Here is a 26,063-nt window from a genome sequence, read left to right as displayed (position 1 = left end):
CCCCCCCCCCCCCCCCCCCCCCCCCCCCCCCCCCCCCCCCCCCCCCCCCCCCCCCCCCCCCCCCCCCCCCACTACCGTGGCCCTGCAGTGTGGCCGGGGGACGGTAGGCACGCAGTGAACCCGCTACCGCAGCAGGCACCGGATCAGTCAGAATCCGCCCATCCCCTCTTTGGATCCACCATGGCCGGTGCCAGCCTGTTTGCCCTGCTCGACGATATCGCCACCCTGCTCGACGACGTCTCGATCCTCACCAAGGTCGCCGCGAAGAAAACCGCCGGCGTCCTGGGCGACGACCTGGCGCTGAACGCGCAGCAGGTGACCGGCGTCAACGCCAACCGCGAACTGCCAGTGGTGTGGGCGGTGGCCAAGGGGTCGCTGGTGAACAAGGTGATCCTGGTGCCGGCGGCGCTGGCGATCAGCGCGCTGGAAGCCTGGCTGCACAGCCGCGGCTGGAACGTGCCGCTGATCGTGCCGCTGATGATGATCGGCGGCGCCTTCCTGTGCTTTGAAGGCGTGGAGAAGCTGGCGCACCGCTTCCTGCACTCGGCCGATGAGGACGCCGAGCACCAGGCCGAGCGGCGCAAGGCGCTGGCCGATGCGCAGGTGGACATGGTGGCGTGGGAGAAGGACAAGGTGAAGGGTGCCATCCGCACCGACTTCATTCTGTCGGCCGAGATCATCGTGCTGACCCTGGGCGTGGTCGCCACCGCGGCCTTCACCCAGCAGCTCGTGACGCTGGCCGTGGTGGCCGTGGCGATGACGGTGTTCGTCTACGGGCTGGTGGCCGGCATCGTGAAGCTTGATGACGTGGGCCTGTACCTGTCGCGCAAGGGCGGGGCGGTGGCTGCGTTTGGTCGTGGCCTGGTGGTGTCCGCGCCGTGGCTGATGAAGTTCCTGTCGGTGGCCGGCACCATCGCCATGTTCCTGGTCGGTGGCGGCATCCTCGTGCACAACGTGCCGGCGCTGCATCACGCGGTGCAGGGCTTCGGTGGCGAAGGGCAGTGGGGCTGGCTGATCAGTGCCGCAGCGAACATGGTGGTCGGCATCGTTGCCGGTGCGATCGTGCTGGCCGCAGTGACCGGCATCCAGAAGCTGCGCGGGAAGTAAGCGAAGGGGGGGGGCCGACCAACGGTCGGCACCCGCCAACCGCCGCCGCCGGGCCATGCCCGGCGGAGCGGACTACCCCGCCTGCACCCGGCTCTTGCCCTGGCGCTTGGCCACGTACAGCGCCTCATCTGCGCGTCGCAGCAGGGCCTCGGCATCATCGCCGGGCTGCCACTGCGCCAGGCCGGCGCTGAAGTGCACCGGTACGCGCTTGTCCTGCACGGTCAGCACGCGATGGGCCAGTGAACGCTGCAGGCGCTGCACCGTGGCCATGCTGTCGGCGCCCGGGGTTTCCGGCAGCAGCAGCACGAATTCATCACCGCCGAGGCGGGCGACGCCATCAGTGGCGCGCAGCAGCAGCCGGCAGGTCGACACCAGGTGCTGCAGCAGCGCATCGCCACCGGCATGGCCGTGGGCATCGTTGGTCTGGTGGAAGTCATCCAGGTCGATTACCGCCAGGCCCAGCGGCGTGTTGTTGCGCGCCGCGCGGGCCATTTCCCGCTGCAGCATCTCGTCCAGGCCACGGCGGTTCAGTGCCTGGGTCAGCGGATCGATGCGGGCCAGGTCGCCGGCCTCGCGCAGTTCCTGCTCCAGTTCGCTGATGCGCCGCTCGGCGCGCTCCACTTCCTGCCGCGCACTGGCCAGGTGGTCGCGCGCCTGTGCGGCCTGCTGCTTTACCTTGCCGGTGTCATGCATCACTTCCTGCAGCAGCTGGTTGAGGTCGGCGATGCTGCGTGCCTCGCGCAGCTGCAGGGCATAGGTGCCGATGCGGTCGTGGTATTCCCCGGTGCTGGCGGCCATGCCATCCATGCGCTCGATGAACTCGCCCATCAGGCCGCGCATCGCCGCCTTGGAATCATCGATGCCCTGGCGCAGCAGCCCCTGCTTGTAGATCACCTCGCGCAGCTCGGCGCGCGTGCGCTCGACCGACTCCGCTTCCAGCGGGCCGGCCAGCAGCTGGCGTACCGCGGCGATCTGGCCTTGCAGCCAGCTGCGGTCATCCAGCAGCTCGCTGACGTTCTCCAGCAGTAGGGCGAACAGTTCCAGCAGCAGGGCCTGCTGTTCCTGCCAGCTTTCCGCACGCACGCCTACCTGGTGGCCCAGCTCGCGCACGCCCTGTTCGATGGGCTCCAGCGGTGCACCGGGCTGCCATTGCCGCAGCTTTCCGGCCAGCGCCTGGGCCTGCTCGCGCAGGTCCGGGTCGTGCAGCAGCAGCGACACCACCGCGCCACCCAGCAGCAGGCGCAGCTGTTCGGACAGGCGCAGGCTGTCGGGCTGGCCATCGGGCGAGTGCTGCTCGATGGTGCGGATGTACTTGTCGATCAGCTGCCGCATTGCCCGACCGTAGCGCGGCCAGTCGGCGCTGGCCTGGGCCGACTGCAGGCGGTCACCCATGTCGCCCAGCTCGCCGGGCAGGGTGGCCATGCCATTGGCGAAGGCGGCCAGCAGCGGCTCGGGCGCATCGGCGCCGGCGAACAGCTGCTGCAGCGCCACGGCCGTGCCGCCCTGCAGGACCACCCGGTCACCGCGGCCATCGTCGGACACCGCACGCACGTGCGCCGGCGGTCCCAGGGCGGTACCGGGGGCAGGGCGGTGGTCGGGCTGGTCCGTCATGGCAAAAAATCCTGGGGCTGGCAGGGACTGGTGACAGCATATCGGCGCGGCCGCCGACGGCTTGAACGGCTACGATGGACGACAGGATGCCGTAGGAGAGGTGGGTATGCGCGTGATGTTGCTGGGGGCGACCGGCCTGGTCGGCGGGCTGGCCCTGCCGATGCTGCTGGATGACCCGCTGTGCCGCGCGGTGGTGGCCCCGACCCGGCGCCCGCTGGGCCTGAGCCATCCGAAACTGCATGCCCCGGTGCTGCAGTTCGACGCCCTGCCCGATGCACCGGACTGGGCGCAGGTGGATGCAGTGATCTGCGCGCTGGGCAGCACGATGGCCCAGGCGGGCAGCCGCGAGGCCTTCCATCGCATCGACCACGATTACCCGCTGGCCTTCGCCCGCCTGGCCCGAACCCAGGGTGCGCGTGCCTTCGTGCTGAACTCCGCCGCCGGCGCCAACGCGGGTTCGGCCATCTTCTACAACCGGGTCAAAGGCGAGCTGGAGCGCGACCTGCGCGCACTGGGCTTCGCCTCGCTGACCCTGGTGCGGCCGGGCCTGATTGGCGGGCAGCGGCAGCAGGTGCGTCGCGGCGAGCACTTCGCCCTGCAGGTGCTGGGCGTGCTCGGGCCGGTGCTGCCGCTGGCCTGGCGGATCAATCCGGCCAGCCGCATTGCCAGGGCGCTTGTGGATGCCGCACTGGCACCGCCGCCGGGCGAGCATGTGGTGGCGTCCAGCGCGCTGGCCGGCTGATGTCGCGTGCGTTGCGCCTGACCCAGCTGCTGCAGCTGCTGCGCCGGCACCGCCGGCCGGTGGCCGGGCAGACCCTGGCCGAAGCACTGGGCATCAGCCTGCGAACGCTGTACCGCGACATCGAGTCCCTGCGCGCGCAGGGCGCCGACCTGCGCGGCGAGGCCGGCGTGGGTTACCAGTTGATACCCGGTGACGTGCTGCCACCGATGACCCTGCCGCCGGCCGAGATTGATGCGCTGGTGCTGGGGCTGCGCTGGGTGGCCGCGCGCACCGAGCCGGCGTTGGCTGATGCCGCCCGTGATGCCCTGGCACGCATCGCCCATGTACTGCCCGCCGCACGCCGTGAAGCGCTGCGCGACAGCGGCCTGCGTATCGGTCCCTCGAAGGCCAGAGCGACGGTGGCGGCGGTGCGGCTGCAGGCGGTGCGCGAAGCCGTGGGGGCGCAGCAGCGGCTGCAGTTTGCCTATGAAGATGCGCAGGGGCAGCGCACCGAGCGCGTGGTCTGGCCGTTCGCGCTGGGCTACTTCGATGAGGTGGTGGTGTTGGCGGCGTGGTGCGAGGGCCGCGAGGATTTCCGCCATTTCCGCCTGGACCGCATCCGGCGGGTGCGCACGCTGGAAGAGCGCTACCTCGTGCCGCGCGGCACGTTGCTGCGCCGCTGGCAGAAAGCGCAGGGCATCGCCCCGGATTGGCTGGACCGGGCGTGAGCCGCAAGGGCGCACTGCCCGGAACCGGCGGCGTACGAAACGCCGGGGGCAGCGTCGACTGCTAGTCGACTATCGCGCGAAGCGCGGGATTTTCACGCAGGAGAAGTCGACTGACAGTCGACTCTACCAGGGCAGAAGCGCAGGCCAGCGCCGTCAACGCTGCTGACAGGATCTGTCAGCAGGCCCGCACCACCATGGGCGCTCCCAACAACGGAGGTTCCCCATGTTCAAGCCCAGCACCCTGCTGCAGTACGTGCGCGATGTCGCGGCCAGTGCCACGTTCTACAGCGGCATCCTCGGCACGCCGCCGGTCGAGCAGTCGCCCGGCTTCGCCCTGTTCCTGCTCGGCGATGGCGCGGCCCTGGGCCTGTGGCAGCGCGACGGCGTGCTGCCACAGGTCACCGCCGAGGCCGGCGCCGCCGAGCTGGCGATGGTGGCCGCCAGCCCCGCTGAAGTGCAGCAGCTGCATGACGCCTGGCGCGCACTTGGCGTGCAGATCACCCAGGCACCGGTCACCCTGGAATTCGGCCACACCTTCGTCGGCGTCGATCCCGATGGCCATCGCCTGCGCGTGTACAGCCGTGCCGAGGGCATGGTCGCGCGCGATTGACCGCTACAGCGCAGCCATAAAAAACGCCGGGCAGTGCCCGGCGTTTTTCGTTTTCCAGCGGGGGGGGCGATCAGCTGGCCAGCGCAAGATCATCCATCATCGCGCGCAGGAAGCGGGCCGCTTCACCGCCGGTGGCGGCGCGGTGGTCGAAGGTCACCGACAGCGGGATGACCTTGTGGGCTTCCACGCCACCCATCACCGGGGTCATCTGGTGGCGGGCACGGCCGGCACCGATGATGGCCACGCACGGCGGCACCACGACCGGGGTCGCGTAGCGGCCGGCGAACATGCCGAAGTTGGACAGCGAGATGGTGTATCCGCTCAGTTCCGAGGCGGCGATCGAGCGGGCTTCCACCTGCTCGCGCAGGCGGTTTACACCTTCGCGGATGCCACGGGCATCGAGCATGTCGGCATTGCGCAGCGCCGGCACGAACAGGCCGTCGTCGGTGTCCACGGCGATGCCGATGTCCACCTGCGCGTGCAGGGTGCGGGTCAGCGCTTCACCGTCGAACCAAGCGTTCATCGCCGGCACCTTCTGCGCGGCGACCACGATCGCGCGCACCAGGCGGGCGGTGACGTCGTTGCCAGGCAGCCAGGCGTGGATGTCGGCGTCGTCGTTCAGCGTGGTCGGCACGACCTTGCTGTGCGCGTCGGCCATCACGCGTGCCATGTTGCGGCGCACGCCCTTCAGCGGTTCCGGCTGGCCCTTGGCGACCACGCCCGGCGGCTGGGTGCGCATCGGCTTGCCGGCGGCGGACAGCGGGGTGCGGGCTTCGCTCTGCACCGGGGCGGCCACCTGGGCCGGGGCCGGCGCGGCATAGGCAGCGGCAGCCACCACGGCCGGCGCAGCGCCGAGCTTGGCGCTGCCGTCGGCCGCAGCCTGCTTGACGTCGGCCATGGTCACCGCGCCATCGGCGCCGGTGGCACGTACGCGGGCCAGATCCACGCCCAGTTTGCGCGCGGTGGCACGCACGGCGGGCACGGCCTTGACGCCGCCGACGGCCAGCGCCTGTTCGGTGTGCACGGCATTGGAGCTCTGCATCGCGCCGACCACGGTGCCGGCGTCATCGCGCTCGGCCTTTTCTTCGGTAGCGGCTGCCACCGGGGCGGCAGCGGCCGGCAGCGGCGGCGGGTTCGGTGCGGCCGGGGCCGCTGGGGCGTGCCCGTGGCTGTGGCCGGTGTCCTGGCCATCGGCGCGCTGCGGCAGGTTCGGGTCGATCTCGAAGGTGGCCAGCACGGCACCGGTCGGGATGATGTCGCCGGCGGCGCCGGACAGCTTCAGCACCGTGCCGGACACCGGCGAGGGCACTTCCACCACGGCCTTGGCGGTCTCCATCGACACCAGCGGCGCGTCCAGCTTGATCACGTCACCCTCCTTGACGAACCACTCGACGATGGTCGCGTCCGGCAGGCCTTCACCCAGGTCGGGCAGGTTGAAATTCTTGGTCTGGCTCATGTGCAGTTCTCTTCCAGCAGTTCCAGTTCGCGGGCCGGCAGCCAGCCCGTCGCGCCATTCGCGCGCTCGGACCACCACCACCCACCATGTTCATGATGCAGCTTCACCATCTCGCCGTTTTCCACATCCAGCTCGCGGGCGTCGTAGTCGCGCAGGGCTTCGGCGCGGCCATCATCCAGCAGCTGCAGCCAGGCGACGGGCGCCCATCCAGCGCGCCCATCGTTGGTGCGTACCCAGGCAAACGCCGGCCATTCCTCGTCACGTACACCGACTTCGACGATCTGGCCGGTGCGGAACCGGAGTGGATTGGAATACTGGCTGCGGTAAGCCCCAAGGAGCCGTGCCCGCATGTCAGCCTGCCGCCACCGCGCGCTTGGCCGCGGTCACGATCCGGTCCACGCTGGGCAGGTACTTCATTTCCAGGCGGAACAGCGGAATGTGGGTGTCGTAGCCGGTAACGCGCTCGACCGGGGCCAGCAGGTCGTACAGGGATTCCTCGGCGAGGCGCGCGGCGATTTCGGCACCGAAACCCGCGGTCTTCGGGGCTTCCTGTACGACCACGCAGCGGCCGGTCTTGGCCACCGATTCGGCGATGGTGGCGAAGTCCAGCGGACGCAGCGTGGCCACGTCGATGACTTCGGCACTGATGCCTTCGCCGGCCAGCTTGTCGGCCGCTTCCAGCGCTTCCTTCACCTGGGCGCCCCAGGCCACCAGGGTCACGTCGGTGCCGTCGCGCAGCACGAAGCACACGTCCAGCGGCAAGGCTTCGCCGTCGTTGACGACCACTTCCTTGTACTGGCGGTAGATGCGCTTGGGCTCCATGTAGATCACCGGGTCGGGATCACGCATGGCGGCCAGCAGCAGGCCGTAGGCACGCTGCGGACTGGACGGCAACACCACGCGCAGGCCCGGCACGTTGGTGAAGATCGATTCGTTGGCTTCGCTGTGGTGTTCCGGCGCGCGGATGCCACCGCCCCACGGCACGCGCAGCACCATCGGGCAGTGCAGGCGGCCACGGGTACGGGTACGCAGGCGCGCGGCGTGGCAGATGATGTGGTCGACCATCGGGTAGACGAAGCCGTCGAACTGGGCTTCGGCCACCGGCTTCATGCCCTGCGCGGCCAGGCCGACGGTGAGGCCGGCGATGGTGGTTTCATCCAGCGGGGTGTCGAGGATGCGCTGCGAACCGAAGCGCTGCTGCAGGCCGGCGGTGGCGCGGAACACGCCGCCGTTGACGCCCACGTCCTCGCCCAGCACCAGCACCGACGGGTCGTGTTCCAGCTCCCAGGCCAGGGCCTGGGTGATGGCTTCGATCAGGGTGATGGGGGTAGCGGTCATTGCGATATCTCCACCGGCGACAGCGGCGCTGTCGGCGGCATTGGCCTGGGAAGCGGATGCGCCCGTCTTGATGTCATCCATGGCGCTGCTCCAGGGCAATGGCGGCCGCGCGCTGGGCCAGCAGGTCCGCCGGCGGATCGGCATACAGGTAGTCGAACATCGCCTCGACCGGCTGCACCGGGGTGTTGAGGTACTGGTTCACTTCCTCGTCCACCTTGGCCGCGCACTGCTCGACCCAGGTCTTTTCTTCGTCGTCGCTCCACACGCCGTTGGCGATGAGGTACTTGCGCAGGCGCAGCATCGGCTCACGGGTCCAGGCGTCCTTCACCTCGGCGTCGTCGCGGTAACGGCGTGCGTCGTCGGCGGTGGTGTGGTCGGACAGGCGGTAGGTCAGCAGTTCCAGCACGGTGCCACCTTCGCCGGCCAGGCCGCGTTCGCGGGCCTGTTCCATCGCGGCCAGCACTGCGATCAGGTCGTTGCCGTCCACCTGCAGGCAGTGCAGGCCGCCGGCCAGGCCCTTCTGGGCCAGGGTTTCGGCACCGGTCTGGGCCGAACGCGGCACCGAGATCGCCCAGCCGTTGTTGACGATGCACAGGATCAGCGGGAGCTTGTAAGCGCCGGCCGAGTTGAGCGCGGCATAGAAGTCGGTCTTCGAGCTGCCGCCATCGCCGCACACCGCCACCGCGATCTGCGGTTCGTTGTTGAGCTTGAACTTCAGCGCAGCGCCGGCAGCGTGCAGGCACTGGGTGGAGATCGGCACGCAGAACGGGAAGTCCTTCACCGCGTTGCCGGTGTAGTCGTTGCCGCGCTCGTCGCCGCCCCAGTACATCAGCACGTCGTACGGGCGTACGCCACGCATGAACATGGCACCGTATTCGCGGTAACTGGGCGCGAACACGTCGCCGGCCTTCATCGCCGCGCCGATGCCGACGTGCGCGGCCTCGTGGCCCAGGCAGGCGGCGTAGGTGCCGAGCTTGCCGGTGCGCTGCAGCGCGATGGATTTGCTGTCGAACGTGCGTACGTACAGCATCTGCTTGAACAGCGGCACCAGGACGGCCGGATCCTTCAGGGATGCGGGCAGGTCGTCACGGACGAGCTTGCCGTCCGCGTCCAGGTACTGCAGGTATTCGATCTTGAACTCAGCGGCAACCGTCATTGCGTACTGCACCTTCGACAGAGAAGTTACAAATGATATGAATCGCCATGTTAAGGATTGCGTACGAAATAGCCTTCCTGCGGCGCAACACGGGGATTCCCCTTTGTACCCCTGGCGATAGCTGGGGGGCCAATAACAACAACGTATTCAGTCGTTGCTGCAAAGCGTCAGAATAAGCCTTTGGCTGACTGCCGGCGCAACGCCGCAAACGGTTCCACGCGCAACGGCGGTTCCACAGGCCCACCGCACGCCCCGGTACGGTCGCCCGGCTGCCCGCACGGCAGGCAACGCGCTACCCTTGCCGCCCCTGATCTGGTCCCGCACATGTCCGTCGACAACAACCAACGCGATCTCGAAGCCGGCATCCACACCGACCTGCAGGGGCGCCTGACCTACGGCGGCTACCTGCGCCTGGACCAGCTGCTGACCGCGCAGCAGCCGCTGTCCAACCCGCCGCACCACGACGAGATGCTCTTCATCATCCAGCACCAGACCTCGGAGCTGTGGCTGAAGCTGCTGGGCCATGAGCTGCGTGCGGCGATCGGCTTCCTGCAGCGCGACGAAGTCTGGCAGTGCCGCAAGGTGCTGGCGCGCAGCAAGCAGGTGCTGCGCCAGCTGACCGAGCAGTGGTCGGTGCTGGAAACGCTGACCCCGTCCGAGTACATGGGCTTCCGCGACGTGCTGGGCCCGTCCTCGGGCTTCCAGTCGCTGCAGTACCGCTACATCGAGTTCCTGCTGGGCAACAAGAACGCGCAGATGCTGCAGGTGTTCGAGCACGACGTGGACGGCCAGGCGCAGCTGCGCACCGTGCTGGAAGCGCCGAGCCTGTACGAGGAATTCCTGAAGTATTTGGCGCGCTTCGGCCACGATATCCCCGACCTCTACAGCGACCGCGACTGGACCCAGCCGCACGTGTCCGATGACAGCCTGCAGCCGGTGTTCGCCCGCATCTACCAGGACACCGACCGCTACTGGCGCGAGTACTCGCTGTGCGAGGACCTGGTGGACCTGGAAACCGCCTTCCAGCTGTGGCGCTTCCGCCACATGCGCACCGTGATGCGGGTGATCGGCTTCAAGCGCGGCACCGGGGGTTCGTCCGGGGTGGCCTTCCTGCGACAGGCGCTGGAGCTGACCTTCTTCCCCGAGCTGTTCCAGGTGCGCACCAGCCTGCAGGTCGCGCCGCCGGCCGACCTGGCCTGAGCCCCATTCAGCAAGGCTGCCGGCAACGGGCTGGATCGTTTCAGATGCAAGTTCAGCGAGCAGGCCGTGACCTGCCTCAAACGGCGTGTATTTGACGTGAACGCCAGAAGTCGGTGATGCTCGCGCGTTGCTCCAGCGCACATCGGATGTGCCGTCCATCCACCGAACCAGGAAATCCGCATGAGCCTAAACGCCACTGCGAACACCCCAGAGCCGGCCGTGCCGGACTTCAAGACCACGATGGGCCACCCGCGCCCGCTGTGGATGCTGTTCATGACCGAGTTCTGGGAGCGCTTTGCGTTCTACGGCATCCGCTGGGCCTTGGTGCTGTACATCGTCGCCCAGTTCTACAACGGCAGCGCTGCCGGTGAAGGCGACGCCAGCCGCATCTACGGTGCCTACCTGGCCCTGGTGTATGCCGCGGCGATCTTCGGTGGCTACGTGGCCGACCGGGTGCTGGGTTACCAGCGATCCATCCTGACCGGCGCGGTCATCATGGCCGCCGGCCTGTTCATGATCTCGCTGCCGCAGGAGCACATCTTCAAGCTCGGCCTGGCCACGATCATCGTCGGCAACGGTCTGTTCAAGCCGAACATCTCCACCATGGTCGGCAAGCTGTACGGCCTGAAGGATGAGCGCCGCGACTCCGGCTTCACCATCTTCTACATGGGCATCAACATCGGCGCGATGATCGCCCCGGTGCTGACCGAGTACCTGGCCCGCAAGGTCTTCGGTACCGATGCGATGCCGTCCTACAAGGTCGTGTTCATCGCCTCGGGCGTGGGCATGCTGGTCTCGCTGGTGTGGTTCTACATCGGTCGCGCCGGCCTGAAGGGCATTGGTGCGCCGCCGGTGGGTGCCGAAGGCATCGGCCCGATCATCAAGGTGCTGGTCGGCGCGGTTGTCGCCATTCCGGTGTCGTACTTCCTGCTGGCCACCGGTGCCGCCGCGCTGGCCTGGATCCTGGGCGCGATGTTCACCGCCCTGGCCATCCTGCTGCTGGTTGAAGGCATCCGCGAGGGCAAGGTGCAGCGCGACCGCGTGATCGCCATGCTGATCATCTTCGCCTTCAACGTCATGTTCTGGATGTTCTTCGAACAGGCCGGCAGCTCCTTCACCTTCCTGGCCGAGAACATCGTCAACCGCCAGATGGGCGACTGGACCTTCCCGACCGCATGGTTCCAGTCGGTCAACTCGGTGGCGATCATCGCCCTGGCGCCGATCATTGCCTGGATCTGGGTCAAGATGGGCAGCGCCAATCCGTCCATCCCGCGCAAGTTCGGCCTGGGCCTGCTGTTCAACGGCGCCGCCTTCGCCCTGCTGATGTTCGCCCTGTCGCAGATGGTCGTGGACGGCAAGATTCCGTTCTGGACCCTGTTCATGGTCTACGTCATCCAGTCGGTGGGCGAGCTGTGCCTGTCGCCGATCGGCCTGTCGATGGTGACCAAGCTGGCCCCGGTGCGCCTGGTCGGCTTCGGCATGGGTGGCTGGTTCCTGTCGACCGGCATCGGCAACAACCTGTCGGGCATCTTCGCCGGCGCAGTGTCCGGTGAAGGCGGCATGACGATCGAATCGGCGCTGAAGGGGTATACCTTCGGGTTCTGGGCCCTGATCGGCTCCGGCGTGGTGCTGTTCCTGATCGCCCCGCTGATCAACAAGCTGATGCACGGCGTCAAGTAAACACAGAGGGTAGTAGGCATGCGTACAACGTTTGGCAGTGCAGTGGTGGCAGTGGTGTGTGCGGCGCTGATCAGCGCCTGTTCCCAGCAACCGCCGCCGGCGCCTGCCGAACCGACGCAACCGCTCGATACCCGTCCCACCGAGCCACCGGCCGCTGACCCCAGCGCGCCGGTGGCCTCGGGCAACACCCCGGCCGCGGCCGACATCGCCGCCATCGCCGGCCTCAATGCCAGTTTCGACCCGGCGCGCGACCCGGCCGCCGATCTGGAAACCGCCAAGGTCGAAGCCCAGCGCGGCGGCAAGCACATCATCCTGGACGTGGGCGGCGAGTGGTGCCCCTGGTGCCACCTGATGGACCAGTTCGTGGAGGGCGATGCTGAGATCCGCCGCCTCCGCGATGCCAACTACGTATGGATGAAGGTCAACTACAGCGAAGAGAACGAGAACGCCGCGTTCCTTTCGCAGTACCCGCAGGTGAAGGGGTACCCGCACCTGTTCGTGCTCGATTCGGATGGCACCCTGCTGCAGTCGCAGTTCACCGGTGAGCTGGAAAAAGCCAAGAACGAAGGCAAGGGTTACAACCGCAGCAAGTTCATGGCGTTCCTGAAGAAGTGGGCGCCGCAGCGCTGACCCCGTATTTGTAGAGTCGAGCCATGCTCGGCTGCCGTGCCGCTAGGCTGCACGCCTGCCACCTACAGAAACCCCTCCCACGGCCGCTAACGGCAAGGACGTCAGTCGACAGGATCGTCGGCTGCCCCTACCGGAGCGCCCATGCACAGCGACCACGCCCAACGCCAGCCAGATGCGGCCAGCGACGCTGCCCCCGAGGGGGTGAGCCTGCCGCCGCAGGATGCCCTGCTGGATGACGCAGGCACCGGCGAGGACGGTGTGGAGCTGGCTCCACCGCGCCACCGACTGCCGCAGATCGCCCTGCCGGACAACGTCGTGCTGAAGGGCGCGGTGCAGAAGCTGGTTGAACAGAAAGCCCGCCTGGACCGTCTCGCCGCCGAAGGCCAGCTGGCTGGCCTGCTGCCGCCGGAGTGGCAGGGCAATGGCCTGCGCGCGATCGACCTGTCCAGCTTCGTGCAGGGCGTGCTGCCGTTCCTGCAGACCGGCGAGCGTGGCGAGACCGCGCCGGCCCGCCTGCCGGTGCGCCACGTGCTGGGCGACGACAGCCGCTGGGGCCTGCAGGACGTGGCCGAACCCAAATCGCTTGCCTGGTACCTGGCTGCGGATGACCGCGCGACGGCCGGCAGCAAGGACGTGGCCGAAGCTTGGCTGGTCGGTGCGCTGGGTCTCGCGTTTATGCAGGAAGGGCGCAGCCGCCCCGGCTTCCTGCGCGCGATGGACCAGGACAGCCTGGCCGCGCGGGTGACCATGCTGGGCTACCCGCCGCCGGGCGAGCTTGCCCTGTACAGCGTGACTGCGCATGGCCAGGCGCAGATCTGGTGCGTGTACGGCCGCCGCAAAGTGCGCCCGCTGGTGGCGCCGTGGCTGAGCGTGCCTCTGTTGACCGCCTATGGCGTGGCCGCGCCCACCGCCTGGCCGGCCAGCTTCCCGCCGGTGGAGGCGGTGGCCGAAGCCATCGCCGCCGCCCGCCCGGGCCGGCTGGTGCCGGAAGTGGACCTCGGCAAGGTCGTGGCGAAGATCGCCGAAGACGCCGCCGCCGAAACCTGGCAGCCGGTCAGCCTGCTGCAGCTCAACACCTGGTCGCCGCGCTGGACCTTCTTCCTCGGCACCTTTGTCGGCCTACCGTCACTGCTGCTGGTGGCGGCCGCGCTGGCGTTGCCGGGTGCGATCGAAGCGGCGACGGTCGCAGCCTCGCTGGGCTTCGCCGGCGGTGCCATCGCCGCGTTGGCCGTGCCCTGGATCCATGCACGGCGCAAGCACCTGAGCTGAGCAGCGCGGTCGGATCCCTTTCCGCAGGAAAGGGCTGACCCCATCGCCGGCACCGGCATCGGCGCCATCCACGCGTGGCGTGGATCTACTCCCGCACCACCCGCAATGCGGTCGCGTAGGCCTTGGCGAAGCTGGTGAAATCGCGCAGCCGGTTCAGCGACAGCAGGAATCCGGGCGGGCAGGGCTTCAGGCGATGGTGCTCGAACCAGACATCAGCAATGGATTCCACAGTGGCCAGCGCCTCATCGATGCGTTGCAGGTCGGCCTCATGATCGAGGCTGACGGGGGCGGGCGCCGGAACCTTGCGGCGGGCGGATCGGGACATGGTGGAGTTTCCTGAGCCTGGATCAACGGGCTTTCAACCCCGGCAGCGGTGCTCCGCTGCGCACCCAACCTCGCCCCGGTGGGGCCGTTCGTCCAATAGGCAAAACCACTCGATTGAAGCCGTTGGATAGGCCCGACCTGTCCAAGACGATGCTATCGGGCCGATCCCGAAACATCAGGCATTAAAGCCGACAGCCATTGACGCACGCGGCCCGAGCGCCGTTCATCGGCGAAACCACAGCCGCGTGCACCCAACGTCATCAATGATGGCCCGCCGTGGTCGCCGGCGACACGCGGCGCATCGCAGGCTACGTCATCCACGCATGGCGTGGATCTACAGGCCAACGGCCCCGTCTCCCCAACCGGGGACCGGGGCAGGGCCCCGTAAAACCTTCCCCTCAGACGCCTTCGCCCATCCGCTCCAGGCCATCGCCGGCCAGCCGCAGGATCAGCTTCTCCAGCACCTGCTCCTCTTCCTCGCTCAGCACCGACATCAGCTTGCGGGTGATCTCGATCACCAGCGGCGCGATCGTCTCGTACACCTCGAAACCCGCCGCCGACAGCGCCAGCACCGAGCGCCGGCGGTCGTCGCCATGCGTCTCGCGCTTGATGAAACCGCGCTCCAGCAGGCGTGCCACCGCCCGGCTGACCGCCACCTTGTCCATCGCCGTGCGGTCGGAAACCTCACTGGCCGACGACCCCGGGTACAGCGCCAGGATGGTGATCACCCGCCACTCGGGAATGGCCAGGCCGTAACGGTCGCCATAGAGTTTGGCGATGTTGCCGCTCACGCGGTTGGACAGCACGCTCAGCCGATACGGCAGGAACTGTTCCAGGTCGAGCAGGACGTGCGAGGCACGCACACGGGTGGAGGCGGGGTCGGCTGGGCTCATGCTGCGGTGCACCTTGCTGGTGGTTTCAAGTGTAACTATAAGTGGTATGTCCGGACCCTGCATTCTCGCCGGGTCCACCCTAGCCCGCACCTGGTTTGTACCGATGCGGTACCGATTCGGAGCCACGCCATGAATACCGCAGTCCCGACCGCCTCGCACCCGAACCCCGGCATGCAGGTCACCACCTTCGAAAACCCGATGGGCATCGACGGCTTCGAGTTCGTCGAATTTGCCGCCCCGGCCGGCCGTGGCCAGGAGCTGCACGAGTACTTCCGCAAGATGGGCTTCAGCGCGGTGCTCAAGCACAAGCAGCGTCCGATTACCGTCTATCGCCAGGGCGACGTCAACTTCCTGGTCAACGAAGACCCCGATTCCTTCGCCGCCGACTTCGCCGAAAAGCACGGTCCGTGCGCCTGCGGCTTCGCCATCCGCTTCAAGAAGCCGGGCCAGGAGGTCTACCAGACCGCCCTGGGCAACGGCGCCGAAGCCATCGCCTTCAAGCCGGACAGCAAGGCCGTCAACGCCCCGGTCATCAAGGGCATCGGCGATTGCATGCTGTACCTGGTCGACCGCTACGGCAGCGTCGGCAGCGTCTTCGATGGCGACTATGAAGTGATCGCCGGCGCCGACCTGCGTCCGTTCGGCTTCGGCCTGACCTTCATCGACCACCTGACCCACAACCTGTACTTCGGCAACATGCAGCAGTGGTCGGACTACTACGAGCGCCTGTTCAACTTCCGCGAGATCCGCTACTTCGACATCAAGGGCCTGAAGACCGGCCTGGTGTCCAAGGCGATGACCGCCCCGGACGGCATCGTGCGCATCCCGCTGAACGAATCGTCCGATCCGAAGAGCCAGATCAACGAGTACCTGGACGCGTACAAGGGCGAGGGCATCCAGCACATCGCCTGCTTCACCGACAACATCTACGACACCGTCGAAGCCATGCGCGCGCAGGGCGTGGATTTCCTCGATACGCCGGAAACCTACTTCGATGTGATCGACCAGCGCGTGCCGAACCACGGTGAAGACGTGGCGCGCCTGGCGAAGAACAAGATCCTGATCGACGCCGATCCGGAAACCCACCAGCGCAAGCTGCTGCAGATCTTCACCCAGAACTGCATCGGCCCGATCTTCTTCGAGATCATCCAGCGCAAGGGCAACGAAGGCTTCGGCGAAGGCAACTTCACCGCGCTGTTCGAAAGCATCGAGCGCGACCAGATCCGTCGCGGCGTGCTGTAACGTTCATCGGCAGCGCCGGGCCACGTCCGGCGGCTGCCCACCAGTAGAGCCGAGCCATGCTCGGCTGCTTTCCGTTCCGGCATCGCCGTTCCAGGAGCCACCATGTCCACCGCCCTCACCGCCCGCGGCTACCAGTCCGGCTTCGGCAACGAATTCGCCACCGAGGCCGTCGCCGGCGCGCTGCCGGTCGGGCAGAACTCGCCGCAGAAGGTGGCCCACGGCCTGTATGCCGAACAGCTGTCCGGCACCGCGTTCACCGCGCCGCGCGGCAGCAACCGCCGCAGCTGGCTGTACCGCATCCGCCCGGCGGTGACCCACGGCGAATTCACCCCGTTCGCGCAATCGCAACTGCAGTGTGATTTCGGCGCGCAGCCGGCGTCGCCGAACCAGTTGCGCTGGAGCCCGCTGCCGCTGCCGGAACTGCCGACCGATTTCGTCGAAGGCCTGTACACGATGGCCGGCAACGGCGCGCCCGATGCGCATGCCGGCGTGGGCATCCATCTGTACGCCGCCAACCGGGACATGGTCGGCCGCTACTTCTACAACGCCGACGGCGAACTGCTGATCGTGCCGCAGCTTGGCGCGCTGCGCCTGCTGACCGAACTGGGCGTGATCGAGATCGAGCCGCAGCAGATCGCGGTCATTCCGCGCGGCGTGCGCTTCCGCGTCGAGCTGCCCGACGGCCCCAGCCGCGGCTACATCTGCGAGAACTACGGCGCGCTGCTGAAGCTGCCGGATCTGGGCCCGATCGGCGCCAACGGCCTGGCCAACCCGCGCGACTTCGAAACCCCGCACGCCGCATTCGAGGATGTGGACGGTGATTTCGAACTGATCGCAAAGTTCGAGGGCCGCCTGTGGCGCGCGCCCATCGACCATTCGCCGCTGGACGTGGTGGCCTGGCACGGCAACTACGCACCTTACCGCTACGACCTGCGCCGCTTCAACACGATCGGCTCGATCAGCTACGACCATCCAGACCCGTCGATCTTCCTGGTGCTGCATTCGCCCAGCGACACGCCCGGCACCAGCAACATGGATTTCGCCATCTTCCCGCCGCGCTGGCTGGTGGCGCAGAACACGTTCCGCCCGCCGTGGTTCCACCGCAACATCGCCAGCGAGTTCATGGGCCTGGTGCACGGTGCCTACGACGCCAAGGCCGAGGGCTTCGTGCCCGGTGGTGCGTCGCTGCACAACTGCATGAGCGGGCATGGCCCGGATGCGCCGACCTTCGACAAGGCATCCAACGCCGACCTGTCCAAGGCAGATGTCATCAAGGACACGATGGCCTTCATGTTCGAGACCCGCGCGGTAATCCGCCCGACCGCGCAGGCGCTGGCTGCCGGCCACCGCCAGGGCGATTACCAGCAGTGCTGGAACGGCCTGCGCAACAACTTCCGTTGATCCGTCCCCTCTTTCAGGCCGTGGCCGCGAAGGCGTCGCAGTGCTCCGTCGGCAGCGCTTCCAGCAGGCGCAGCCGTACGCGCTCGCAGTAGCCGTCGGAGGTCATGCCCGGCAGCGCCTGCAGCGCCGCCTGCAGTACCTTCACCACATCTTCCTCGGCGCGGGCCTGCTGCAGGTCGCGGAACAGCGCGGCCGCCATCGGGTTGCGCTGCATTTCCAGAATGCCCAGCAGGTAGATGCGCGCGGCCACCAGCGAGCGGCGGCGTTCAACCTGCACGCCGGGTGCTGGGGATGCGGGGGGCGGCGGTGTCGGCTGGGGTGTCGTTTTCGGCACGGATGACGGTGCTGGCGATGCCCCCGCGCCGGTTTCCAGGTACCCCCCCTGGATCAGCTGGATCACCATGGCAGGCGCTTCCTGGCCCATCAATCCGGTCAGGTCGGCAATGCTGCGCTGGCCATCGCACAGGATCAGCAGCCGGCGCTGGCGCATGTCCAGCGGCGCGCGATGGGCCTGCAGCGCGGTTCGGGCGAGGTCGGTCTTGCGCGGTTGCATGGAAGGGACAGCCAAGTCGGTGCACGCCGAGCCTGAACGCGGGGCATGAAACGGCGATGACAATGCAGCGCCTGCACGCGCGCTGCGCTAGCGTGCAGCCACCCCGTGCCAAGGATCCGCGCCATGAAACACCTCCCGATTGCCGGTCTGTTGCTGCTGTCGCTGGCCGCCTGTTCGCGCAGCCCCGACAGCCCCGAGGCTGGCCCCGCCCCGGCCAAGGACACGGCGACCGCCACCGCCCCGGCCGATGCCGATCTGGCCACCACCTCGCCGGTGGACCCGCGCAGCGACAGCCCGGCACGCCTGGACGGCTTCGGCGGGGCCCGCCTGGGCGCGGCCATCGCCGATGTGCGCAGTGGCTTCGGCAGGCCGCTGCAGGGCTTGGGCACGGACGCGGCGGGCAAGCCGCTACCGGCTGACGACAACAGCGATGGCTGCTATTTCCTGCGCCCGCAGAATGCGGAGGATCCGCGCCTGATGATTGAAGGCCGCAAGCTGGTGCGCTACGACGTGCGCAGCTCCGGCATCGTCGCCCCGGGGGGAGGCAAGGTCGGCATGACCTTGGGCGAACTGCAGCTGCTCTACCCCGAGCGCGCCGACGTCGGCCCGGACAAGTACGACGAGAAGGCGCAGCATCTGCGCGTGCGCCCGGCCCAGGAGGGCGCAGCCATCATCGATTTCGCGCTGGGGGCCGATGGCAAAGTGGGCAGCTGGCGGGTCGGCCAGACCCCGCAGGTGGACTACCTGGAAGGCTGCGGCTGACCACGGCGGCCGTGGCCCACCCGCAGTGGGTGGGTCACGCGTAGAATCGCGCCACGACCGCTGGGGAGTGCTCGATGATCGCCATTTCAATTGCCTGGTTCCTGCTTGGCCTGCTACTGCTGGCGCTGGGCGGGGATTCCATCGTCAAGGCCGTCGCCGGCCTCGCCCAGCGCTTCGGCGCCAGCGCCTTCACTGCCGGCCTGCTGCTGCTCGGCGTCGCCACCTCGCTGCCGGAACTGGCGGTCAATGCGCGCGCGCTGGTCCTTGGCCAACCGGAACTGGCCCTGGGCAACGCCATTGGCAGCAGCATCGCCAATCTCGGCCTGACCCTGGCCGTGGCTGCCATCGCCGCGCCGCTGCTGCTGCGCGCGCGCCTGCAGGGTGTGCTGTGGTGGTCATTGCTGGCCGCCGGCCTGCTGCTGATCGTGTTCGGCCTGGATGGTCGCCTGCAGCGCTGGGAAGCCGGCGTGCTGGCGGCGGGCTTCGTGCTGGTGCAGATCGTGCTGCTGCGTCGCGGGCGCCTGGAAGCTCCGGACGTGCAGGCGGTCATCGCCGAATCCGCGCTGAGCCGCACCAGCCTGCCGCTGAACGTGCTGCGCGTGCTGATTGCCGCGCTGACGCTCTACTGGGGCGCGCGCCTGGTGGTGGGCGCTGCGGCGGATTTCGGCGCGGCGCTGGGCTGGACCCCGTTGCTGGTGGGCCTGCTGCCGGTAGCCATCGGCACCACGCTGCCGGAAGTAGCCGCGGCCATCGCAGCCGCGCGGCGTGGCCACGGCGACATGGTGCTGGGCCACGTGCTGGGCTCCAGCGTGGTCAACCTGCTGCTGGTGATCGGTGCGATGGGCCTGCTGCAGCCGCTGGCGCTGCCGGCGTCGTTCGTGCGCCTGGAACTGCCGGCGCTGCTGGCCTTCGCCCTGGTGCTGTACCCGATGCTGCGCGGTGACCTGAAGATCAGCCGCGGCGAGGGCGCGATCCTGCTGGGCGCGTTCGTGGCGTGGCTGGGGCTGGAGATCGCGCTGGTGATGTAGAGCCGAGCACAGGCTCGGCTGCACTTTGCGCGGAGCCGAGCACAGGCTCGGCTCTACGGTAGATCCACGCCATGCGTGGATGACGGGGCGTGCCGACCAACGGTCGGCACCTACCGGTTCTGCGTTGCGTCCTCTTCCCGCGCCGGTTCCGGCGGCGGCAGCTGTTCTTCCTTCGCGCGCTCGTTGCCGGGCAGGCTGGGGCGGGTTTCCATCAGCAGCGACAGCGCGGCCTTGGCCATCATGTGCGCGCTGATCGGCGCGGTGATGAACAGGAACACGGTGATCAGCAGCTCGCGCGGCTGCGGGTCCTGGCCCAGGAAGATGTGGTAACAGACCGAGCACGCCAGTACGCAGCCCACGCCCAGCGTGCTGGCCTTGGTCGGCGCGTGCAGGCGCTTGAAGAACGTCGACAGCTTAACCAGCCCCAGTGCACCGACCAGGATGAAGAAGCAGCCGAACAGCAGCAGCACCGACAGGGCGATCTGGATGAAGGTGATCATTCGACGATGTCCCGGCGCAGCACGAACTTGCTCAGCACCACCGTGCTGCCGAAGCCGAGCATGGCAATGACCAGCGCGGCTTCGAAATAGATGGCCGAGTTGAGGTACATGCCGAACAGCATCAGCTCGGCGATGGCGGTCACCGACAGCGTGTCCAGCGCGAGGATGCGGTCGGGCACGGTCGGGCCGCGCAGCAGGCGCCAGGTGCCCAGCAGCATGGCCAGGCCGACGACGTGCATGCACACCACCAGGGTGGTCTGGATGATCTGGAATCCAGTCATGGGAAGATCTCCATCAACGGGGCTTCGTAACGTCGCTTGATCGTGTCGATCAGTTCCTGCGGGTCTTCCAGGTGCAGCACGTGCACCAGCAGGTACTTGCGGTCATCGCTCAGCGCGGCCGACACGGTGCCCGGGGTCAGGGTGATCATGCTGGTCAGCGCGGCGATGCCATGGATGTTGGCGATGTCCAGCGGCAACCAGATGAAACCGGGGTGGATGTTGCGTTCCGGGCCGAGCACCTGGATGGCCACGCGGATGTTGGACATCAGGATGTCCCACAGGGTGACGACCAGCAGCTTGGGTACCGGCCGCAGCGTGCCGATGCGTGCGAACTCGCGGTCCAGGCGCGCGGCGAACAGCGGCACCACCACGCCCAGCACCAGGCCCAGCACGATCTGCCCGAGGGTGAAGCTGTCGGACATCAGCAGCCAGAACGCCACCACCATCATGCTCAGGGCGGGCGAAGGGAACACGCGGCGGCGGAAGGAACGCTTGGCGGTCATGGCTGGCGGATCTCCGGCGTGGTCGCGCGCAACTGCTGCACGTAGTCACCCGGCTGCAGCAGCTGGGCGGCGATGGCGTCGGTGTGGCGCATCAGCGGCGCCGCGGCCACGGCCATGCCGACGCCGTAGGCCAGCAGCAGGCAGGCGGCATACAGCTCGATGCGGCGCAGCCGCGCCTTGCGAGGCGGCGGCGCGTCCGGGTCGGGCGTCGGCACGCGCCAGAACAGGCGGATGCCGCCGCGGGTCAGGCCCATGATGACCAGCAGGCTGCTGACCAGCACCGCCGTCCACACCGCGCCGGTGTACTGCGCCGGCATGCCGGCCAGCAGCGCGGCCTTGGCCAGGAAGCCGGACAGCGGCGGCAGGCCCGCCACCGACACCGCGCCGATCAGGAACAGCACGGCCGGCGTTTCCTTGCCCGGCATCGGTGCCACCACTTCCTTGCGGTCGCTGGCACCGCCACGGCGGCGGCGGATCAGATCGGCGATGAGGAACAGGGCCGCCGCCACGAAGCTGCTGTGCGGCAGGTAGTAGAGGCCGGCCGACAGCACCGTCGGCGTGCCCACCGCGAAGGCGATGAACAGCGTCGCCGCCGAGACGACGACCAGGTAGGAGATCAGCACGCGCAGGCGGGCCGCGGCCAGCGCGCCCAGGCCGCCGAGCACCAGCGTGGCCACGCCGGCCCACAACAGCCAGTCGCGGCCATAGCCGGCCAGCGCGCCAGCGTCCTCGCCAAACCACAGCATCTGCACGCGCAGCACCGCGTACAGGCCGACCTTGGTCATGATCGCGAACAGTGCGGCCACCGCCGCCGGCGCACGCGCATAGGATTCGGGCAGCCACAGGTACAGCGGCATCAGCGCGGCCTTGGCGCAGAACACCAGCAGCAACAGGCCGATGGTCGCCTTCACCAGGGTCAGCTGCGAGGCCGGTACTTCGGCGATGCGCTGCGACAGCTCGGCCATGTTCAGCGACCCCAGCGAGGCATACAGCAGGCCCAGCGCGATCAGGAACAGGGTCGAGGCGGTGACGTTGAACACGACGTAGTGCAGGCCGATGCGCATGCGCAGGCCGCGGCCGCCGCTCAGCAGCAGGCCGTAGGAGGCGATCAGCATCACCTCGAAGAACACGAACAGGTTGAAGATGTCGCCGGTCAGGAACGCACCATTCAGGCCGACCAGCTGGAACTGGAACAGCGCGTGGAAGTGCGGTGCGCGCCGGTCCCAGCCCGAGCACGCATGCATCAGGCAGGGGATGGCCAGCAGCAACGTGGTCAGCAGCATCCACGCCGACAGGCGGTCGGCCACCAGCGCGATGCCCAGCCGCGAGGGCCAGTCACCCAGCAGGTAGACGTTGATGTCACCGCCGGCGGTCTGCGCGAACAGCAGGCCCACCACCACGGCCAGCGCGGCCATCGCGGTCCAGGCGACGCTGCGCTGCACCTTCGGGCCATAGCGGCGGTGTTCGACGAACAGGGACAGCGAGGCGCCGAGCAGCGGAACCAGGACCGGCAGGATCACCAGATGATTCATGCCTGGTCCTCGCCCCGACGCGGCGGTGCGTCATCATCCGGTTCGTGCGCATCCACGTGATCGCTGTGGTTGTCGCTGCGGCTGCGCATCGCCAGCACGATGGTCACCGCGGTCATCGCAAAGGCGATGACGATGGCGGTCAGCACCAGCGCCTGCGGCAGCGGATCGGTGTAGTTGCCCAGGTGGCTCTCCAGGCCTTCCTGCAGCACAGGCGCCTTGCCCTGCACCACGCGGCCACCGGCGAAGATCAGCAGGTTGGTGGCATAGGACAGGAAGGTCATGCCGAGGATCACATCGAAGCTGCGCGCGCGCAGCAGCAGGTAGACGCCAATGGCGGTCAGCACGCCGATCGCGGTGGCCAGGGCCAGTTCCATCAGTGCATCTCCCCGGTGCGGGCCGAACGGCGTTGCAGGTCGATCTCGCCCTTGCGCGCGCTGCGGGTGCGCGAGGGCTTCACGGTGGCCATCATCGACAGCATCAGCATGGCGCCGCCGAACACCACCAGGTACACGCCGATGTCGAACCCGATCGCGCTGGCCAGCGGCACCTCACCGACCAGCGGCAGGTGCAGGTCGAGGTGGCCGCTGGTCAGGAACGGCACGCCGAACAGCATCGAGGCGCTGCCGCTGAGCAGGGCGATCAGCAGGCCCATGCCGATGCAGCGGATGTAGTCGAAGCCGAAGCGCGATTCGACCGAGGCGGTGCCCTGGATCACGTACTGGATCAGCAGCGGCACCGCCAGCACCAGGCCGGCGATGAAACCGCCGCCGGGTGCGTTGTGGCCGCGCAGGAACAGGAAGATCGACACCGTCAGGGTGAGCGGGAACATGATCTGGGCCAGGTCGGCCGGCACCGGCAGCTTGATCGGCGGGCCCGGCATGATCTGTTCCGGGGCCATGCGCGTGCGCCGCAGCAGGGCATGCACCACCAGCGCGGCGATGCCGAACACGGTGATCTCACCGAAGGTATCGAAGCCGCGGAAGTCGACCAGGATCACGTTGACCACGTTCTGCCCATAGGCCTCGGGCAGGGCGCGGGCGAGCATCTCGCCGGCCATGGTGTTTGGCGGCAGGGTCATCGCGCTGTAGGCCAGCGCACCGAGACCGGCACCGGCGATGATCGCGATGACCGCATCGCGCTGCTTGCGCCAGCGTGGCCGCTCCGGCCCCGACTGGGCGGGCAGGTAGTTCATGCCCAGCAGCATCAGCACCAGGGTCACCATCTCCACCAGCAGCTGGGTCAGGGCCAGGTCCGGGGCGGACAGGAACACGAAGGTGAGCGAGACCATCAGGCCGACGCCACCGACCAGCAGCACGGCCAGCAGGCGCTGCTTGTAGACGCGCAGGGTGGCCACGGCGCAGGCCATCATCACCAGCCACAGCGCCCAGCCCAGCAGCGGGATCGGCTGCGGCCTGGTCCAGTTGGGCGAGGCCGGGTTGGCGATGTAGGGCGCGGCGGCCACGGTGATGGCCACCAGCACCAGGCCCAGCAGCATGCGCTGCAGGCTGCCGTTGGCGATGCCGTTGGTGAGGCGCATGGCCAGCGCGGACACCGTGTCCAGCTGCGCATGGAAGACGTTGCGGCCGGTGGCGGTGTTCTGCACGCCGTGCAGGTTGATCAGCCTGCGCAGGCCGAAGTACAGGGCGACCCCGCCGACCACGCCGATCGCGCTCATCGCCAGCGGCAGGTTGAAGCCGTGCCAGACCGACAGGCTGTACTCGGGCATGGCGTTGCCGAGGATGGAGCCGGCCGCGGCATGCAGCACCGGTGCCACGGTCAGTGCCGGGGCGATGCCCACCGCCACGCAGATCACCACCAGGATCTCCACCGGCACCTTCATCCAGCGCGGCGGCTCGTGCGGCACGCGGTCCAGGTCGTGCGGGCCGGGGCCGAAGAAGGTGTCGTGCACGAAGCGCAGGCTGTAGGCCACGCCGAACACGCCGGCCAGCAGCGCGGCGATCGACACCGCGGTGCGCATGGTGCCCGGGCCGCCGGCGGTCAGCGCCTCGGCAAACAGCATTTCCTTGGACAGGAAGCCGTTGAGCAGCGGGATGCCGGCCATTGCCAGCGAGGCGATGATCGCCAGCGCGCTGGTAAAGGGCATCAGCTTTCTCAGCCCGCCCAGCTTGCGCATATCACGGGTGCCGGTCTCGTGGTCGATGATGCCGGCGGCCATGAACAGCGAGGCCTTGAAGGTGGCGTGGTTGAGGATGTGGAACACGCCGGCGACCACCGCCATCGGCGTGGACAGGCCGAACAGCAGGGTGATCAGGCCCAGGTGGGAAATGGTCGAGTAGGCCAGCAGGCCCTTCAGGTCGTGCTGGAAGATCGCGTTCCAGGCGCCGATCAGCAGGGTCAGCGCGCCGATGCCGCTGACCGTGTAGAAGAACAGGTCGGTGCCGGCCAGGGCCGGATGCAGGCGGGCCAGCAGGAACACGCCGGCCTTCACCATGGTGGCCGAATGCAGGTAGGCCGACACCGGGGTGGGCGCGGCCATCGCGTGCGGCAGCCAGAAGTGGAACGGGAACTGCGCGCTCTTGGTGAAGATGCCGGCCAGCACCAGGAACAGGGCATAGGGATAGAGCGCGCTGGCGCGGATCTGGTCGCCGGCGGCCAGCACCACGTCCAGGTCGAAGCTGCCGACGATGCGGCCGATCAGCAGCACGCCACCGAGCAGGGCCAGGCCGCCGCCACCGGTGATCACCAGCGCCATCCGCGCACCCTCGCGGGCGTCCTTGCGGTGCGACCAGAAGCCGATCAGCAGGAACGAGCTGATGCTGGTCATTTCCCAGAACACCATCAGCAGCAGCAGGTTGCCGGAGATCACCATGCCCAGCATGGCGCCCATGAACAGCAGCAGGTAGCAGTAGAAGCGGTGCGCGTTGTCCTGGCTGCTGAGGTAGTAGCGCGCGTACAGCACCACCAGCGCGCCGATGCCCAGCACCATGCCGGCGAACATCCAGGCCAGGCCGTCCAGGCGCAGGGCGAAGTCCAGCCCGATCTGCGGCAGCCATGGCATCACGCTGCGGACCACCTGCCCGTCCATGATGGCCGGGGTCAGCCAGCCGAGGATGGCCAATCCGCCCAACGGCGCCAGCGCCGCCAGCCAGGCGGCTGTCGAGCGGGAACTACGGGGGAAGGCCGCAACAGCCACTGCCATCAGGAACGGCAGGGCCAGCAGCAGGGGCAGGCTGGGCAGCATGCAGGGAATCCATGATTCACGAGCAGGTCATTGAGTCTAACAGTCAGCCAAATGTCGCCGAAACCCATGTAACGGCAACAAACGGCATGTAACGTGCGCTATTCATCTTTTTTGCGGTGCGGCATGGTCATTCCAGGGCCTTGCGGCGTGTGGTCGCCGGTTTTGCCGGATCGGCTCCCTACGCCCGCGCATGGCGGCCTGCGCCCCGCGTGGCAACGGCTGTGGCTTTCACGGCTCACGCGCAGGCAGGCGTGTGCCGCCCTTGCATCGCAGGCTGGCAGGTCGTTCGTGCAGCAGGGGTGACGGGACGTGCCCGTTCAGGAAACGAAGGAGAGT

The 26,063-nt window shown here is 68.2% G+C and carries 26 protein-coding genes; 12 read left to right on the top strand and 14 right to left on the bottom strand.

Annotated elements, in window-relative coordinates; genetic code table 11:
- Positions 1 to 180: 180 nt before the first annotated feature.
- Positions 181 to 1,107, top strand: a complete 927-nt coding sequence (locus NQ204_RS05550; protein WP_256643297.1) for a DUF808 domain-containing protein — start codon at positions 181 to 183, stop codon at positions 1,105 to 1,107.
- A 72-nt stretch (positions 1,108 to 1,179) separates the two neighbouring features.
- On the opposite strand, the gene NQ204_RS05545 is transcribed toward NQ204_RS05550, so the two are convergent.
- Entirely contained in the window at positions 1,180 to 2,718 is a 1,539-nt protein-coding gene (locus NQ204_RS05545) for a GGDEF domain-containing protein (RefSeq protein ID WP_256643296.1), read from the bottom strand.
- Between the two features lie 106 nt (positions 2,719 to 2,824).
- Here NQ204_RS05545 and NQ204_RS05540 point away from each other — a divergent pair, with 106 nt between their 5' ends.
- The 3 genes from NQ204_RS05540 (at position 2,825) to NQ204_RS05530 (ending at position 4,777) form a co-directional block, all read left to right on the top strand.
- Positions 2,825 to 3,460, top strand: a complete 636-nt coding sequence (locus tag NQ204_RS05540; RefSeq protein ID WP_116865235.1) for a Rossmann-fold NAD(P)-binding domain-containing protein — start codon at positions 2,825 to 2,827, stop codon at positions 3,458 to 3,460.
- Positions 3,460 to 4,167, top strand: a complete 708-nt coding sequence (locus NQ204_RS05535; RefSeq protein ID WP_256643295.1) for a helix-turn-helix transcriptional regulator — start codon at positions 3,460 to 3,462, stop codon at positions 4,165 to 4,167. The genes NQ204_RS05540 and NQ204_RS05535 overlap by 1 nt, the downstream gene beginning before the upstream one ends.
- A 223-nt stretch (positions 4,168 to 4,390) precedes the next feature.
- A complete protein-coding gene (locus NQ204_RS05530; protein WP_256643294.1) occupies positions 4,391 to 4,777 on the top strand; it encodes a VOC family protein in 387 nt (128 codons plus the stop codon).
- 70 nt (positions 4,778 to 4,847) lie between these two features.
- Here NQ204_RS05530 and NQ204_RS05525 read toward each other — a convergent pair whose 3' ends face one another.
- Genes NQ204_RS05525 through pdhA form a run of 4 tightly spaced genes read right to left on the bottom strand, consistent with a single transcriptional unit; the run spans position 4,848 to position 8,727 of the window.
- Positions 4,848 to 6,233: a dihydrolipoamide acetyltransferase family protein gene (locus NQ204_RS05525; RefSeq protein WP_116862801.1), complete on the bottom strand. Its 1,386-nt coding sequence runs from the start codon at positions 6,231 to 6,233 to the stop codon at positions 4,848 to 4,850.
- On the bottom strand, positions 6,230 to 6,583 hold the full coding sequence (locus NQ204_RS05520) for an SH3 domain-containing protein (protein ID WP_079223933.1): 354 nt from the start codon (positions 6,581 to 6,583) through the stop codon (positions 6,230 to 6,232). Before NQ204_RS05520 ends, NQ204_RS05525 begins: the two co-directional genes overlap by 4 nt.
- A gap of 1 nt (position 6,584) precedes the next feature.
- Positions 6,585 to 7,652: an alpha-ketoacid dehydrogenase subunit beta gene (locus tag NQ204_RS05515; protein WP_079223931.1), complete on the bottom strand. Its 1,068-nt coding sequence runs from the start codon at positions 7,650 to 7,652 to the stop codon at positions 6,585 to 6,587.
- The gene (gene pdhA, locus NQ204_RS05510) at positions 7,645 to 8,727 is read right to left on the bottom strand and encodes a pyruvate dehydrogenase (acetyl-transferring) E1 component subunit alpha (RefSeq protein WP_108770268.1); all 1,083 of its coding nucleotides are present in this window, start codon (positions 8,725 to 8,727) and stop codon (positions 7,645 to 7,647) included. Before pdhA ends, NQ204_RS05515 begins: the two co-directional genes overlap by 8 nt.
- A gap of 324 nt (positions 8,728 to 9,051) precedes the next feature.
- Here pdhA and NQ204_RS05505 point away from each other — a divergent pair, with 324 nt between their 5' ends.
- The 4 genes from NQ204_RS05505 (at position 9,052) to NQ204_RS05490 (ending at position 13,506) form a co-directional block, all read left to right on the top strand.
- A complete protein-coding gene (locus NQ204_RS05505) occupies positions 9,052 to 9,927 on the top strand; it encodes a tryptophan 2,3-dioxygenase (RefSeq protein WP_116862800.1) in 876 nt (291 codons plus the stop codon).
- 180 nt (positions 9,928 to 10,107) lie between these two features.
- A complete protein-coding gene (locus NQ204_RS05500; protein ID WP_256643293.1) occupies positions 10,108 to 11,607 on the top strand; it encodes a peptide MFS transporter in 1,500 nt (499 codons plus the stop codon).
- An 18-nt stretch (positions 11,608 to 11,625) separates the two neighbouring features.
- Entirely contained in the window at positions 11,626 to 12,237 is a 612-nt protein-coding gene (locus NQ204_RS05495) for a thioredoxin family protein (protein WP_256643292.1), read from the top strand.
- A gap of 141 nt (positions 12,238 to 12,378) precedes the next feature.
- Positions 12,379 to 13,506, top strand: coding sequence for a hypothetical protein (locus NQ204_RS05490; protein ID WP_116862797.1), 1,128 nt, complete (start codon positions 12,379 to 12,381; stop codon positions 13,504 to 13,506).
- Between the two features lie 85 nt (positions 13,507 to 13,591).
- Here the strand turns inward: NQ204_RS05490 and NQ204_RS05485 are convergent, their stop codons facing one another.
- Together NQ204_RS05485 and NQ204_RS05480 are read right to left on the bottom strand one after the other, a co-directional pair.
- Positions 13,592 to 13,831 carry a hypothetical protein gene (locus tag NQ204_RS05485; protein ID WP_116862796.1) on the bottom strand — a complete coding sequence of 80 codons (240 nt, stop codon included), beginning with the start codon at positions 13,829 to 13,831 and terminating at the stop codon, positions 13,592 to 13,594.
- A 397-nt stretch (positions 13,832 to 14,228) separates the two neighbouring features.
- Complete coding sequence (locus tag NQ204_RS05480) at positions 14,229 to 14,723, bottom strand: MarR family winged helix-turn-helix transcriptional regulator (RefSeq protein ID WP_079223924.1); 495 nt, start codon at positions 14,721 to 14,723, stop codon at positions 14,229 to 14,231.
- A gap of 129 nt (positions 14,724 to 14,852) precedes the next feature.
- On the opposite strand from NQ204_RS05480, the gene hppD reads away from it, so the two are divergent.
- Both hppD and hmgA read left to right on the top strand, forming a co-directional pair.
- The gene (gene hppD, locus NQ204_RS05475; RefSeq protein WP_207776453.1) at positions 14,853 to 15,965 is read left to right on the top strand and encodes a 4-hydroxyphenylpyruvate dioxygenase; all 1,113 of its coding nucleotides are present in this window, start codon (positions 14,853 to 14,855) and stop codon (positions 15,963 to 15,965) included.
- A 102-nt stretch (positions 15,966 to 16,067) separates the two neighbouring features.
- Entirely contained in the window at positions 16,068 to 17,366 is a 1,299-nt protein-coding gene (gene hmgA, locus NQ204_RS05470; protein WP_116862795.1) for a homogentisate 1,2-dioxygenase, read from the top strand.
- 13 nt (positions 17,367 to 17,379) lie between these two features.
- Here the strand turns inward: hmgA and NQ204_RS05465 are convergent, their stop codons facing one another.
- On the bottom strand, positions 17,380 to 17,919 hold the full coding sequence (locus NQ204_RS05465) for a hypothetical protein (RefSeq protein ID WP_256643291.1): 540 nt from the start codon (positions 17,917 to 17,919) through the stop codon (positions 17,380 to 17,382).
- A gap of 123 nt (positions 17,920 to 18,042) precedes the next feature.
- Between NQ204_RS05465 and NQ204_RS05460 the strand changes: the two genes are divergently transcribed.
- Together NQ204_RS05460 and NQ204_RS05455 are read left to right on the top strand one after the other, a co-directional pair.
- The gene (locus tag NQ204_RS05460; protein ID WP_256643290.1) at positions 18,043 to 18,681 is read left to right on the top strand and encodes a hypothetical protein; all 639 of its coding nucleotides are present in this window, start codon (positions 18,043 to 18,045) and stop codon (positions 18,679 to 18,681) included.
- 74 nt (positions 18,682 to 18,755) lie between these two features.
- A complete protein-coding gene (locus NQ204_RS05455) occupies positions 18,756 to 19,709 on the top strand; it encodes a sodium:calcium antiporter (RefSeq protein WP_116862792.1) in 954 nt (317 codons plus the stop codon).
- 110 nt (positions 19,710 to 19,819) lie between these two features.
- Here NQ204_RS05455 and NQ204_RS05450 read toward each other — a convergent pair whose 3' ends face one another.
- Genes NQ204_RS05450 through NQ204_RS05425 form a run of 6 tightly spaced genes read right to left on the bottom strand, consistent with a single transcriptional unit; the run spans position 19,820 to position 25,727 of the window.
- Positions 19,820 to 20,209: a Na+/H+ antiporter subunit G gene (locus NQ204_RS05450; protein ID WP_116862791.1), complete on the bottom strand. Its 390-nt coding sequence runs from the start codon at positions 20,207 to 20,209 to the stop codon at positions 19,820 to 19,822.
- A complete protein-coding gene (locus tag NQ204_RS05445) occupies positions 20,206 to 20,490 on the bottom strand; it encodes a K+/H+ antiporter subunit F (RefSeq protein ID WP_079223917.1) in 285 nt (94 codons plus the stop codon). Before NQ204_RS05445 ends, NQ204_RS05450 begins: the two co-directional genes overlap by 4 nt.
- Entirely contained in the window at positions 20,487 to 20,993 is a 507-nt protein-coding gene (locus NQ204_RS05440) for a Na+/H+ antiporter subunit E (protein ID WP_200732477.1), read from the bottom strand. The genes NQ204_RS05445 and NQ204_RS05440 overlap by 4 nt, the downstream gene beginning before the upstream one ends.
- A complete protein-coding gene (locus NQ204_RS05435) occupies positions 20,990 to 22,525 on the bottom strand; it encodes a monovalent cation/H+ antiporter subunit D (RefSeq protein WP_256643289.1) in 1,536 nt (511 codons plus the stop codon). The genes NQ204_RS05440 and NQ204_RS05435 overlap by 4 nt, the downstream gene beginning before the upstream one ends.
- The gene (locus NQ204_RS05430) at positions 22,522 to 22,899 is read right to left on the bottom strand and encodes a Na+/H+ antiporter subunit C (RefSeq protein ID WP_116862788.1); all 378 of its coding nucleotides are present in this window, start codon (positions 22,897 to 22,899) and stop codon (positions 22,522 to 22,524) included. Before NQ204_RS05430 ends, NQ204_RS05435 begins: the two co-directional genes overlap by 4 nt.
- Positions 22,899 to 25,727 (bottom strand): monovalent cation/H+ antiporter subunit A, encoded by a 2,829-nt coding sequence (locus NQ204_RS05425; protein WP_256643288.1) that lies wholly within the window; start codon positions 25,725 to 25,727, stop codon positions 22,899 to 22,901. Before NQ204_RS05425 ends, NQ204_RS05430 begins: the two co-directional genes overlap by 1 nt.
- Positions 25,728 to 26,063: the final 336 nt, after the last annotated feature.

Origin of the sequence: Stenotrophomonas testudinis (assembly GCF_024499815.1) — a bacterium.
GTDB lineage: Bacteria > Pseudomonadota > Gammaproteobacteria > Xanthomonadales > Xanthomonadaceae > Stenotrophomonas.
Note: the sequence above shows the minus strand (reverse complement) of the source record. Positions and strands in the feature narration are given on the sequence as shown.

Excerpts from the sequence above, each read along its gene's own strand:
- NQ204_RS05445 (WP_079223917.1), bottom strand. The coding sequence starts at position 20,490 with ATGACTGGATTCCAGATCATCCAGACCACCCTGGTGGTGTGCATGCAC.
- hppD (WP_207776453.1), top strand. The coding sequence starts at position 14,853 with ATGAATACCGCAGTCCCGACCGCCTCGCACCCGAACCCCGGCATGCAG.
- NQ204_RS05550 (WP_256643297.1), top strand. The coding sequence starts at position 181 with ATGGCCGGTGCCAGCCTGTTTGCCCTGCTCGACGATATCGCCACCCTG.
- pdhA (WP_108770268.1), bottom strand. The coding sequence starts at position 8,727 with ATGACGGTTGCCGCTGAGTTCAAGATCGAATACCTGCAGTACCTGGAC.
- NQ204_RS05440 (WP_200732477.1), bottom strand. The coding sequence starts at position 20,993 with ATGACCGCCAAGCGTTCCTTCCGCCGCCGCGTGTTCCCTTCGCCCGCC.
- NQ204_RS05515 (WP_079223931.1), bottom strand. The coding sequence starts at position 7,652 with ATGGATGACATCAAGACGGGCGCATCCGCTTCCCAGGCCAATGCCGCC.
- NQ204_RS05490 (WP_116862797.1), top strand. The coding sequence starts at position 12,379 with ATGCACAGCGACCACGCCCAACGCCAGCCAGATGCGGCCAGCGACGCT.
- NQ204_RS05530 (WP_256643294.1), top strand. The coding sequence starts at position 4,391 with ATGTTCAAGCCCAGCACCCTGCTGCAGTACGTGCGCGATGTCGCGGCC.
- NQ204_RS05480 (WP_079223924.1), bottom strand. The coding sequence starts at position 14,723 with ATGAGCCCAGCCGACCCCGCCTCCACCCGTGTGCGTGCCTCGCACGTC.
- NQ204_RS05465 (WP_256643291.1), bottom strand. The coding sequence starts at position 17,919 with ATGCAACCGCGCAAGACCGACCTCGCCCGAACCGCGCTGCAGGCCCAT.
- NQ204_RS05520 (WP_079223933.1), bottom strand. The coding sequence starts at position 6,583 with ATGCGGGCACGGCTCCTTGGGGCTTACCGCAGCCAGTATTCCAATCCA.
- NQ204_RS05545 (WP_256643296.1), bottom strand. The coding sequence starts at position 2,718 with ATGACGGACCAGCCCGACCACCGCCCTGCCCCCGGTACCGCCCTGGGA.
- NQ204_RS05435 (WP_256643289.1), bottom strand. The coding sequence starts at position 22,525 with ATGAATCATCTGGTGATCCTGCCGGTCCTGGTTCCGCTGCTCGGCGCC.
- hmgA (WP_116862795.1), top strand. The coding sequence starts at position 16,068 with ATGTCCACCGCCCTCACCGCCCGCGGCTACCAGTCCGGCTTCGGCAAC.
- NQ204_RS05505 (WP_116862800.1), top strand. The coding sequence starts at position 9,052 with ATGTCCGTCGACAACAACCAACGCGATCTCGAAGCCGGCATCCACACC.
- NQ204_RS05495 (WP_256643292.1), top strand. The coding sequence starts at position 11,626 with ATGCGTACAACGTTTGGCAGTGCAGTGGTGGCAGTGGTGTGTGCGGCG.
- NQ204_RS05450 (WP_116862791.1), bottom strand. The coding sequence starts at position 20,209 with ATGATCACCTTCATCCAGATCGCCCTGTCGGTGCTGCTGCTGTTCGGC.
- NQ204_RS05525 (WP_116862801.1), bottom strand. The coding sequence starts at position 6,233 with ATGAGCCAGACCAAGAATTTCAACCTGCCCGACCTGGGTGAAGGCCTG.
- NQ204_RS05485 (WP_116862796.1), bottom strand. The coding sequence starts at position 13,831 with ATGTCCCGATCCGCCCGCCGCAAGGTTCCGGCGCCCGCCCCCGTCAGC.
- NQ204_RS05540 (WP_116865235.1), top strand. The coding sequence starts at position 2,825 with ATGCGCGTGATGTTGCTGGGGGCGACCGGCCTGGTCGGCGGGCTGGCC.
- NQ204_RS05425 (WP_256643288.1), bottom strand. The coding sequence starts at position 25,727 with ATGCTGCCCAGCCTGCCCCTGCTGCTGGCCCTGCCGTTCCTGATGGCA.
- NQ204_RS05500 (WP_256643293.1), top strand. The coding sequence starts at position 10,108 with ATGAGCCTAAACGCCACTGCGAACACCCCAGAGCCGGCCGTGCCGGAC.
- NQ204_RS05460 (WP_256643290.1), top strand. The coding sequence starts at position 18,043 with ATGAAACACCTCCCGATTGCCGGTCTGTTGCTGCTGTCGCTGGCCGCC.
- NQ204_RS05455 (WP_116862792.1), top strand. The coding sequence starts at position 18,756 with ATGATCGCCATTTCAATTGCCTGGTTCCTGCTTGGCCTGCTACTGCTG.
- NQ204_RS05535 (WP_256643295.1), top strand. The coding sequence starts at position 3,460 with ATGTCGCGTGCGTTGCGCCTGACCCAGCTGCTGCAGCTGCTGCGCCGG.
- NQ204_RS05430 (WP_116862788.1), bottom strand. The coding sequence starts at position 22,899 with ATGGAACTGGCCCTGGCCACCGCGATCGGCGTGCTGACCGCCATTGGC.